Raw genomic sequence first — 11,571 nt, forward strand, 5'->3', positions numbered from 1 at the left:
GGGCCTCCACGTCTAAATGCGTTTTTGTTAGAGAGAAGCCGTTACTTCACCGCGCCGAACGACAAGCCGCGCACCAGTTGTTTCTGGCTGATCCAGCCAAAAATCAGGATCGGCGCACAGGCCAGGGTCGACACGGCAGACAATTTGGCCCAGAACAAGCCTTCGGGGCTGGAGTAGGAGGCGATCAGCGCAGTCAGCGGCGCCGCATTCGAGGAGGTCAGGTTGAGCGACCAAAACGCCTCGTTCCAGCACAGGATCAGCGACAGCAACACCGTGGACGCCAGGCCACCCTTGGCGATGGGCAGCAGCACGCGGACCATTTCCTGCCACAGCGTGGCGCCATCCAGGCGGGCGGCTTCGAGGATGTCTTTAGGGATGTCCTTGAAGTAGGTGTAAACCATCCACACCACAATCGGCAGGTTGATCAGCGTGTAGATGATGATCAGCGCGATGCGCGTATCGAGCAGCCCCATGCTTTTGGCGAGCAAGTAGATCGGCATCAGCACGCCCACCGGCGGCAGCATTTTGGTGGAGAGCATCCACAGCAGCGTGCCCTTGGTGCGTTTGGTTTCGTAGAACGCCATGGAGTAGGCGGCCGGCACCGAAATCAGCAGGCACAGGGCGGTGGCGCTGAACGAAATCAGCACCGAGTTCCAGGCGTAGCTGAAGTAGTTGCTGCGTTCGTTGATGTGCAGGTAGTTCTCCAGCGTCGGCGTGAAGATAAACTGCGGCGGCGTGGCGAACGCATCGATTTCAGTTTTGAAGCTGGTCAGCACCATCCAGAAGATCGGGAAAAAAATCAGGATCGCGATGGCCCAGGCCAGCGTGCCGAGCAACAGGCTTTGCAGGCGGCGAGATTGTTGAAGCGTCATGGCGCGGCCCTCAAGGCTTGTCAGTCAGGTTTTTGCCGATCATCCGCACCAGGATGATCGCCGCGATATTGGCGATAACCACGGCAATCAAGCCGCCGGCCGAGGCCATGCCCACGTCGAACTGCACCAGCGCCTGGTTGTAGATCAGGTACGCGAGGTTGGTCGAGGCGTAGCCCGGGCCACCATTGGTGGTGGTGAAGATTTCGGCGAACACCGAGAGCAAAAAGATCGTTTCGATCATCACCACCACGGCAATCGGGCGCGCCAGGTGGGGCAGGGTCAGGTGCCAGAAAATTGCGATGGCGCCAGCACCGTCCAGGCGGGCGGCTTCCTTCTGTTCCTGGTCGAGGGACTGCATGGCCGTCATCAGCAACAGGATCGCGAAGGGCAGCCACTGCCACGACACAATGATGATGATCGACAGCAACGGGTAGTGCGCCAGCCAGTCCACCGGCTGCGCGCCGAACAACTTCCACACGGCCGCGAGCACGCCCGACACCGGGTGAAAAATCAGGTTCTTCCAGATCAGCGCACCGACGGTGGGCATGATGAAGAACGGCGAAATCAACAGCACGCGAACTACGCCGCGGCCAAAGAATTCACTGGCTTCGAGCAGGGCGCTGATCAACACGCCGAACACCACGCTGATCAACAGCACACTGCCGACCAGCAACAGGGTGTTGGTGGCGCCCGGCAAAAAGCCCGAGTCGGTGATGAAGTAAGTGAAGTTTTCCAGCCCCACAAATTCGTTTTCGCCGGGGTAGAGCAGGTTGTAGCGGATCAGCGAAAAGTACAGCGTCATGCCCAGCGGCACGATCATCCACAGCAACAGCATGGCGACCGAAGGGGTGACGAGAAACCAGCCGGGGTTGGCCAGGCGGTTTTTGCGCTGCTTTTCCTGCGTGGCAGATTGCCCTTGGGCAGTGTTGGTATTCATAGGATCAGAACCCGTCAAGTACATGCAAAACCAGAGTCGAAGCGCGGTCAGTGTGGGAGGGGGCTTGCCCCCGATAGCGGTGTATCAGTTACAAAATCATCAACTGGTAGATTGCTATCGGGGGCAAGCCCCCTCCCACATTTGACTGTGGCAGGCCCGGATTACTTGGGATAACCCGCCCGCTTCATTTCGCGCTCGGTGGTGGTCTGCGCGGCGCTCAAGGCTTGATCCACCGTTTGCTGACCGGTCAGCGCGCCCGAGAAGAACTTGCCGACCTGGGTACCAATCGCCTGGAACTCGGGAATGGTCACCAACTGGATACCGATGTACGGCACTGGCTTGAGGGTAGGTTTGGTCGGGTCCGCTACTTTCAGCGATTCCAGGGTCACTTTGGCGAATGGCGCCGCCTTCATGTACTCATCGCTGTAGGTCGACTTGCGGGTACCCGGCGGCACATTCGCAATGCCATCGGTCTTGGCCACAAGCTGGCTGTATTCCTTGGACGTGGCCCAACTGCTGAACACCTTGGCGGCGTCCTTGGCTTTGGAACTGGTCGGTATCGCCAGGCTCCACGAGTACAGCCACGACGTACCCTTGTCGGTCGTTTCGTGCGGGGCAAAGGTGAAACCGACATGCTCGGACACTTTGCTTTGGGTTTTGTCGGTGACGAACGAGCCGGCCACGCTGGCATCCACCCAGATCGCACACTTGCCGCTGTTGAACAGCGCCAGGTTTTCGTTGAAACCGTTGCTGGAGGCACCCGGTGGGCCGGATTTTTTCATGTTGTCGACGTAAAAATTCAACGCGTTTTTCCACTCGGGACCGTTGAATTCCGGTTGCCACTTCTCGTCGAACCAGCGCGCACCGTAGCCGTTGGCCAGGGTAGTGATCAGCGCCATGTTCTCACCCCAACCGGCTTTGCCGCGCAGGCACAGGCCGTACTGCTCTTTGCTTTTGTCGGTGAGTTTTGCCGCGTATTCACTGATCTGCGTCCAGGTCGGGTGCTCGGGCATGGTCAGCCCGGCGTCCTTGAACAGGTCGGTGCGGTAATAGGTGATCGAGCTTTCGGCGTAGAACGGCAGGGCGTACAGCGAGCCTTTAACCGACAGGCCGTCACGCACCGAAGGGAACACGTCGTCGAGGTCGTAGGACGCCGGCAGGTCCTTCATCGGCTCCAGCCAGCCCTTGGCGCCCCACAGTGCAGCTTCGTACATGCCGATGGTCAACACGTCGAACTGCCCGCCCTGGGTGGCGATGTCAGTGGTCAGGCGTTGGCGCAGCACGTTTTCTTCGAGCACCACCCAGTTCAGCTTGATCTCGGGATGCTCGGCCTCGAAGGTTTTCGAGAGCTTTTGCATGCGGATCATGTCGCTGTTGTTGACGGTGGCAATGGTCAGGGTTTGCGCGCCAAAGCTGACGGCGCTGAGGGTCATGCATGCAGTCATGCACGTAGAGGCAAGCAGAGCTTTTGCTGTGAACTTCATTGCGCACTCCATTTCTGCGCCCATGGGCTGCAGAAGGACAGTTATTGTTGTTGTGTCTCCCAAGGCAACTGGAAGAGTGTGCGTTGATTACAGCCTTGAAATGAGCATATGACAAATCCTTGGGCGCACTTTCACTGATACTTTTTTGCACTCGGGCGGCAGCGCATTGCAGGCGTGCCTTCTCGACAAACCTGAAAGTACAGGGCCCGCGTTTAACACCGCAGGAGCCGTTCCAACCGGCTTCTGCGGGTGACAGAGAGCCTGGATTAATCGGCGAAGTCGAATACATCCCGGATCTGCGCGGTGTTGAACACGCCTTTGCCCGTGCCTTCAATTAACGTGAATGTGCCATCCGGGTTAATATCAACCCCCAGTGAACTGGCGATCGTAGTCTCTACACCAGGTTTTCTGAGGAGGGCCAGCAGCGGTTTTTTCCCCTGGTACTCTTGCCCCAGTACAACGCCCATGCCTACCGCAGATTGTGAGTCGATACCGCCGACGAATATCACCTTGCCGCCATCGGCAAGCGACTCATTCAGTGTTTGCAGTAGCTGATAAGTGTCATTGTCAAATAAACCGAACTCCAGATTGCTGCCGGTCAGGTGCATTAATGTGCGTTTCTGATAAACCCCGTCCTTCAGGTCAGTCAGCACCGCCAGTGCGGAGCAATCTGTGAGGCTGCGAGTTGACAGCACCGAGTGCGCGTCTTCAGCGGTATGCGAGTAACCCATCAGTACTTCAACTGGCTTGATAGGCGCAGGCTTGATCTTCGGTGTTCCAAAGGTCCGCGGTTGATAATCGACCCTGGTTTTATAGATCACCGGCTTGTCATCACTGCCGATATTGAGCTCGACTTCCGTGCCGTTATCTTTGAAGACATTGAACTCGATATCCCGATCAGCAAGCTTGCGGTTCAGTTCTGCTTCAGCCATGCGGTGGATCTCACGGTCACTGAGGTTTGCATAGTTTTTGCGGTAACGTGCCGAGGCGTCTTCGTAGACCTTGAATGGATCTTCATCGCCAACGCCCATGTAGTCTGTAATGATTTCCTGCTCAAAACCCTTTACGCGCGCACCTGTGAGTGTACTGAGTTTCGCCGCGAGAGACTGTTCACCGCCGTTGCCGGAGTAGCAGGCTAATAACCGCACATCGCTATAGTCTCGGATGTCTATGCCGCGCGCCAACAATTCCTGGTCAATGTCTTCTGCCTCGTAATGCTTGCCATCTTCTCCAAAGATGTGTGCAGCTTGCTCACCTATGGGTTTCTCACCGTGGCCCATGATATTGAGGCGTTGCTTGCCGTTGTAGGTGTCCACAAAGACTTGAACGTCGCCGGCAAGCGGTTTTATATCCGCAGGGCCTCCCAGGACAATGCGGTTATTGGACGCTGGAGTGGGCGCTGCCACCTCATCCACCAGTAGGCTGCCGCCGGTTGCTGGCCTTGGTGAGAGGGTTGTGGATGGTTCAGGCAGTGATCGCGCCTTGAAATGGATCAACAACGTCGCAACGTTGACCAACAGATCTGCCAGCGCCGCCTCTTTGCTTGTCGAACGCTCATCGCCCAGAACCTCCAAGTCGTTGATGATGCCCTCTGCCTGCAGCAGCAAGCCGAGCACGGCGCCAGGGCCGCGCAGCACTGGCAACAGCGCATTGAGTAGCAGGAAACCCCCTGTCTTGAGGGACGCCCACCGGCTTTGCGCGTCGGATGTCGATTGTTGTCCGGCCAGGGAGATCAAGCTGTGGGCATTCGCCTCGTACAGGTATTCCATCAGTTTGCCCTCTTGCAGCGTTTGCTGCAGGCGGCTGTCCACGGCCAAGGGGACGGTCTCGTTGAGGGAAACGGACCCCAGGTTGAGCCCGAACAGCACAATGTTAGAGTGTTTAAAACCGTTACCGCTGTAGAGTTGTCGCGTGTTTTCGTCAGGTAACCAGGCCAGGGTGTCGTTTTGTAGCTTGCCTGGCGTCTGGATGGCTTCCAGCAGAGCCTCGCGAGTAGCAAATTGCAGAAGCGGGGCATCGGCAATCAGCGGACGATACAAAATATGCGGGCCGGTTGTGCTGTCTTTGGGTTCGATCAGGTAAGCGCCTTCAACCACATCGGTTTTGCCAGTGGGCTTATTATCGAAAGCCAATGGCCGGATGACGATTTCCTTGCTGTCTACGGTCTTGGGGCCTGGCCCCGGCGTGAGTATCTCCTGGATGTACCGGAACCCCGTGTTGTTGAAACCGGCTTTTCCCGTGATGCTAAGCTCCAGCGCTTTGAGCTGCAGCTCGATGGGCACTTGCTGGACAAACAGCGATCGGCGTTCGGCCATTTTGGCCGGCTCGTCGAGTAGTTTTTCCTTGAGTAACGCGGGGTAGTTTTTGCCGATGTCGAGGTCGGTAACCAGTTGCTTGAGCACGCCCTCTTTCTCAAGTGCGGGCACCCGGATTCTGACTTCTGCAGCGTTTTCATCTTTGAACCCTGGCTTGAAAAAAACCTCGATCTGACCATTAGGCAGCCCCGACAGGTTATTGAGCAGCATGTCAGTCAGGCTCATGGTTTGGCGCTCGATAAAGCCAGAGCCCAGCGTCCCGTAAGCCACTTTAAAGACCACCTCCAGTTTCTCGGCTGCGTGCTGCGTCAGTTTCTTGTTTTCGGGCAGCAGGTCGAACTGCTGCTGCGCAAACGTATGGATGTCTTTGATGTCGCTGTTGTACGCACGGCCTTTGTTACGTTGTATGAAGCTTGCCAGCCCCTGGCTGAGCTCATGCATCACAAAACGTTCGGCTTCGCCGGCATTACTCATCCAGTCGGGCAGCCTGGTTTTTACTGGCGTCGGGTTCTGTGCACCCATCGGTAGTGGCGGGTTGAACAGGCTGTTGCCTTGATGCTGCTTGATGAGGGTTTGGGCTTGGGTGTCGAACATATTACCGGTGAGTTCCCGCCGGACAAGGCCTGCCTTTTCGACGTCATCCCAGGCCTCATAAGCGCTGATTTTTCCACTGGGCTCCACTAGCAAGAGGATGCCGCGGTTTGATTGTGCCAGGTATCGATGAATTACCATGTTCGGCGTAGAACCGCCCAAGGAATAGACGGTGGCACCCGATGAATTGGGGTCAAGTGGCGCGGGCCGCGTCGATCCTTCGGGATGCCTCACGACCATGTCCACGGTTTTACGTTGCTCGTCATCCAAACCGGGCTGTTTCAGGCTCGCCAGTTGCAGGTTGCTGCGCAGCATATGACTGATCAACGTACGACGGCTGCCGCTGAAGACGCTGTCGGCATTGGTCGGACTGCTGAACGCCGGTTTGCTCCAATAGTCGCGCGAATCATCCTCGTAGGCTGTGTTCAGACGGGACGGCAACGCACCGATGAGACCGCTTATGGCTGACAAATCGAGAGCGAGTGGGGTGTCGGCAGCGGTGCCCGTGCGGGCCAATAAATCAGGGCGAGTGTCATACGCCCTGTCGGTGCTGGTGAAGTTCGGGGCCTCAGCGCCGGCCAGGTAGCCCAAGGCAAGCGTCATCAATTGTGTTCGCTTAACGCTCCCAGGGTTGTCCGGGTCGGGTGTTTCAATGGCGATTTGATTAACGTCGACGTCCAGTGACGGGGCGGCCTGCTTTATCCGCTCGCTGAGCAATCGCGCGACCACCGAGTTCACGTTGGGCTCACCGGCAAACTGGCGGCGTGCAATAGCGGCCATCGGGTCGAGTACAGGGCTGGGCTTTTCAGTCGGCGGTACAGCCACCGCCGGTTTAGTTGTGCTTGGGTTTGCGAGCGTCTGGATGGCGGCGCGTTGGCGTTGCTGGACCGCGCGGGAACGTGCGTCGGTTGGCGGGGTGTCTTTGCTCAATGCGCGAAAGCCGTTGCGAGTGAGCGTTGAGGCGTGTGTGAGCACGCCGACCAAGGTGTCGTTATTGCCCGGCTCGGCGTAAAACCGGGTTATCCAGGCGAGGCTGATCTGCGCGTCTTTGCCTGGCGGTAGCTGTGTGTTGCGCAGGGTTTGCCCCAGGGTTGAGTGTTCAGGTATCTCAGACAGTGCAAAGCCGGTGCGCGGGCCTTTGCCGTAACGCGCCATTTCGGGCCTGAGGCTTAACAAGGCACTGCTGCACATTCTGGCCAGTTCCCGATCAGCGTCCTCAACCAACGGCGCAGGCTTGTGTTGCGCAGGGGAGAGAAGCTCGGGATTCAATGCGATTTCCCCGGCAAAACTTTCTATCGCTTCGCGTTGTTGTTCTCGGATGTGCGAATAAGCCGGACGGTTAAACTCGGGTGCCTTGGAGTCAGGCTCACGCAGCGCGTTGAAGGTGTGGTGGTCTTGCTGTTCGCTGATCAAGCGCAGGATCTGCGCTTGTATGCCGCCTGGGCGTACGCCGTAGAAGTTGCCTATTACCTCGGCAGAGGCACGGTTTGCGCCGGTATATTCGATCGGGCCAAGCTGCGAGGAGAACGCTTGCGCGGCGGCGCTAACCGCTGCAGTGGCCTGTTCATAACCCGTATCGTATGTGCTGAACGTGGCAAACTTGCCGCGTGCAACACAATCCATAACCCATCCTGACTGAGTGTTCAGTTTGAGGGTTGACGTATCAATGTTGTGTTTACTGGCGAAACTTGCAAAAGGTTCGCTTTGAATCGCATGGGTGAGCTGAGCCCAGGCTCTACCGAACGTTGAGACGGCAGGAAGATCGGAAATAAAAGGGCTCCGCAGCGGGGACTTCCTTCCAGCGGGATCGGCAATGACTTGATCCATCAAGACAGCGCTATGCAGGGAGGAGAGGGCTGCATCGCCTGCTCTGATCAGTGCTGTTGCGGCTTTTGTGGTCCCCAGACCCACCACCGGGCTGCTACGTTTAGTCCGTGCATGATCAGTAGAGGCTATTTCGGATTGAGCTTGAAGGTGGGTAGCTGAAAAGGGGAGCGGGCTGTAGCGTAATGGCTCGATTCTCATGAGGACGTTTTCCCGGGCGGTGCGACAGCTGACGTGTACGCAGTCGTTATCGAATGCGTAGATCGCGGATAAGCTTCGTGGAAACTTATCTTTTAACCGTAGGGTTATTGGTCATGAGAGGGCGGGCGTTCACTTCGAGCTGTTACAGCGTGTGAGCCGCGCCAGAGTATGTTTGCGGCAGGGCGCCGTGCATGAATGGGCCGTTGGGGCGTGCAACTAGGCCAAATTCTGCTCGGTCAAACGCTGCACGGCCAGACGGCGGTAGTGGGAAGGCGTCATGCCCTTGAGCTGCTGAAAGCGCCGGTTGAAATTGGAGATGTTGTTGAAGCCCGACTCAAAGCACACGTCCGTGACTGCCTTGTCGCCGTCCGCGAGCAATTCGCAGGACTTGCTGATGCGCAACCGGTTAACAAACTCGATAAACGTGCGCCCGGTGGCTTGTTTAAACACCCGCGAAAAATAGGTGGGCTTCATCCCCAGATAGTCCGCGACTTCCTCCAGCGGCAATTCGCGCGCGTAATGCGCAAAAATATAGTCCACCGCACGGTTAGTGCGGTCGATGCTGTGTTCGTCGGCCAATTGCGGCGTGGTCACGCCCGACAGCAACTGGTAGTCCTCACACGCGCTCAACACTTCCAGCAAGATAAAAAAGTGGCCCAAGCGCGCCATGCCTTTGGCGTCCTCGATACGTTGCATCAAGCTGATGGCCTGCGCGATGGTCTTTTTGCAGCGGAATTCGATGCCGTAGTGCGCGCGCTCCAACAGCGGCGCCAAGGTTTTTAGTTCGGTAAAAATCTGGCTGCCGCCCTCAAATACCTCATCGGTGAAATTCACCAGCATGTCGCGTTTGGGCACCACTTCGTCTTCGCCCACCTGGCTTATCCAGTTGTGGGGCAGGTTGGGGCCGGTCAGGAACAGGCTTTCCGGGTAGAAGTTGCCGATATAGTCGCCAATAAACACTTTGCCCGAGCTGGCGACGATCAGGTGCAGCTCGTATTCCTTGTGAAAATGCCAGCGCACCAGCGGGCACGGGAAACCGTGTTGACGATAGATGATCGACAGGCCGTTGTGATCGTCCATCAGCTCGTAGGAAGGGTCGGTGATTCGCGCTGCTCGGGTCATGCTGCCGTCGCTTTATTGTGGTTTCTGCACAGGATAATGCCCCCTTGCGCGCGACCTCGCCAGCGTCGGAGGTTAGACGGTGCGGTTTTTCGCCTCGATCCACTGCGACATGTACTGCGTACTCTTGTGCGCGTGATGGCGCAGCATGCTGCCGGTGAAATTGTGCAGGCGATGGCGGGCGAGGTCCTTGCGGCAGCGCTCCAGGCATTCCACCAGCGCCGGGCCATGCACCGCGTAGGCGTAGCGCCGCGCCAGCAACTGGCGCCCGTGTTGCTGCGCCTCGGTCCAGCGCTCGCGGTCTTGATACAGCGCCACGGCGGCGGCGGCGAGGGCCGGCGCAGTGTGTTCGATTGCGCCTGGCCACGGCTGCTCATCACCCATGGCTTCGGCGCCGATCGGCGTGGTGATATTCGGTGTGCCGCAGAGCATTGCATCCACCAGCTTGCCCTTGATGCCGGCGCCAAAGCGCAGCGGGGCCAGGCAAATACGCGCGGCGCTCATCACCTGCAGCGCGTCTTCGGCCCAGTTCATCACGTGAAAACCTTGCGCCGGGTTATGCAGCGCGGTGGCCTTGGGCGGCGTGTAGGCGCCGTAGATATGCAGCTGCGCGCCCGGCAACTGTTGGCGGATCAGCGGCCACAGGCGGTTTTTCATCCATAACACCGCATCCCAGTTGGGCGCGTGGCGGAAGTTGCCGATGCTGAGAAAATGCGCACGTTCTTCAAAGCGCGCAAAGGCCTGCTCAGGCGGCTCAAGCATCAGCGGGCACCAGTGGAGCAGGGCGGCAGGTACGTTGAAGTGCTCGGTGAGCAGGCGAATTTCCACGTCCGAGATCATCAGGCTGATGTCACAGCGGTAAATCGCTGCGATTTCGCGCTTGGCCAGGTCAGTGTCGGCCATCAGCTGGAATGTCTGCTGCAGTGCCGGGCTGAACAGCGCGTTGAAATCATCGGCGTCCGGAGCGGCCTTGAGGTGGTCCTTGAGGCGCTGGTGGCGTGCGTCGCGCAGGCTTTGCAGGTCGGAGGTTTCCAGCACCCGCAGGGCGCCAGGGCAACACTGTTCGACCCGCCAGCCGAACTGTTCCTCCATCATGAAGCGGTCGAACAGCACAATGTCCGGGGCCAGTTCGCGAATAAAGTCGTCGAAGCTGCTGTTGTTGAGTTCAATCGCGCATTCAGTGATACCGAGTGCCGGCAAGTCGGCCTTGTGCTCGCCAATCGTCGCCGGGCTGCTGAAGGTAACCGCCCAGCCGCGGTCCAGAAAACTCTGCAAAATCTGCATCATGTGCCCGCCTGCGGCCGACGAGCGTGGTTCCGGCCAGACATAACCAATGACCAGAACTTGGGTGGCGGGCTGATTCATCAACGACGTATTCCTTGAGCGGGCAGGCGAAAAGCGCATTATTAAAGCACACCGGCGCACGATGAGAATTTGTGTCTGGCGGTAGGTAGCGACCTCAGTTTGTGGTTAACTTCGGCCTCTCGAATTGGTTTAATCACACCCAGCATAAGGATTCCGTTCATGGCTCAAGTCACCCTTCGTGGTAACCCAGTCCAGGTTGAAGGCGAACTGCCGCAAACCGGCACCCAGGCGCCCGAGTTCACCCTGACCGCCGGCGACTTGTCGGAAGTCACCCTGGCCACGTTTGCCGGCAAGCGCAAAGTGCTCAACATCTTCCCAAGCGTCGACACCCCGACCTGCGCCACCTCGGTACGCACATTCAACGCCCAGGCGAATGAACTGAACAACGCCGTGGTGTTGTGCATTTCTACCGACCTGCCGTTCGCCCAAGCACGCTTCTGCGGCGCTGAAGGCCTGGAAAACGTGAAAAACCTGTCGGATTTCCGCAGCGCGGCGTTCGCCGTTGACTACGGCGTGGCCATCGCTGAAGGCCCGCTGAAAGGCCTGACCGCTCGCGCCGTGGTGGTGCTGGATGAAAACGACAAGGTGTTGCACAGCGAACTGGTCAGCGAAATCGGCCAAGAGCCAAACTACGAAACCGCCCTGGCTGTTTTGAAGTAACTGTTGCCGCACATTACTGTCGCGTTGCAGTAACACGCTTGATACATGATTGCGGCCTGGCCTAGTCCAGGCCGTTTTCATTTATAGTCAGCAGCTTAGCTAAATAGCGAACGGACTAAGGCTAAAAGTTAAAAGTTGTAAGCCCAAGGTAAATAGCCGGTAAAGGCGCTTTTCTTAATACGCCCCAGTGCTTATCTTTCAGC

Annotated in this window: 7 protein-coding genes; 1 reads left to right on the plus strand and 6 read right to left on the minus strand. The window is 57.8% G+C overall.

Translation table 11 applies throughout. The features are described from left to right. Positions 1-41 precede the first annotated feature (41 nt). From ACOZK9_RS14765 to ACOZK9_RS14790, 6 genes are all read right to left on the minus strand, one after another. Positions 42-872, minus strand: a complete 831-nt coding sequence (locus tag ACOZK9_RS14765; RefSeq protein ID WP_058413343.1) for a carbohydrate ABC transporter permease — start codon at positions 870-872, stop codon at positions 42-44. Positions 873-882: 10 nt separating this feature from the next. After that, complete coding sequence (locus ACOZK9_RS14770) at positions 883-1,809, minus strand: carbohydrate ABC transporter permease (RefSeq protein WP_421556123.1); 927 nt, start codon at positions 1,807-1,809, stop codon at positions 883-885. Positions 1,810-1,970: 161 nt separating this feature from the next. After that, entirely contained in the window at positions 1,971-3,293 is a 1,323-nt protein-coding gene (locus ACOZK9_RS14775) for an ABC transporter substrate-binding protein (protein ID WP_058413341.1), read from the minus strand. 266 nt (positions 3,294-3,559) lie between these two features. Beyond that, a complete protein-coding gene (locus tag ACOZK9_RS14780; protein ID WP_421556124.1) occupies positions 3,560-8,026 on the minus strand; it encodes a dermonecrotic toxin domain-containing protein in 4,467 nt (1,488 codons plus the stop codon). Positions 8,027-8,440: 414 nt separating this feature from the next. Next, entirely contained in the window at positions 8,441-9,346 is a 906-nt protein-coding gene (locus tag ACOZK9_RS14785) for an AraC family transcriptional regulator (protein WP_152748782.1), read from the minus strand. Positions 9,347-9,418: 72 nt separating this feature from the next. Next, positions 9,419-10,708 (minus strand): glycosyltransferase, encoded by a 1,290-nt coding sequence (locus tag ACOZK9_RS14790; protein WP_152748783.1) that lies wholly within the window; start codon positions 10,706-10,708, stop codon positions 9,419-9,421. Positions 10,709-10,867: 159 nt separating this feature from the next. Here ACOZK9_RS14790 and tpx point away from each other — a divergent pair, with 159 nt between their 5' ends. Next, positions 10,868-11,368, plus strand: coding sequence for a thiol peroxidase (gene tpx, locus ACOZK9_RS14795; RefSeq protein ID WP_058413338.1), 501 nt, complete (start codon positions 10,868-10,870; stop codon positions 11,366-11,368). Positions 11,369-11,571: the final 203 nt, after the last annotated feature.

Source organism: Pseudomonas kitaguniensis (assembly GCF_049199985.1).
In the GTDB taxonomy this organism is placed as follows: Bacteria; Pseudomonadota; Gammaproteobacteria; order Pseudomonadales; family Pseudomonadaceae; genus Aquipseudomonas; species Aquipseudomonas kitaguniensis.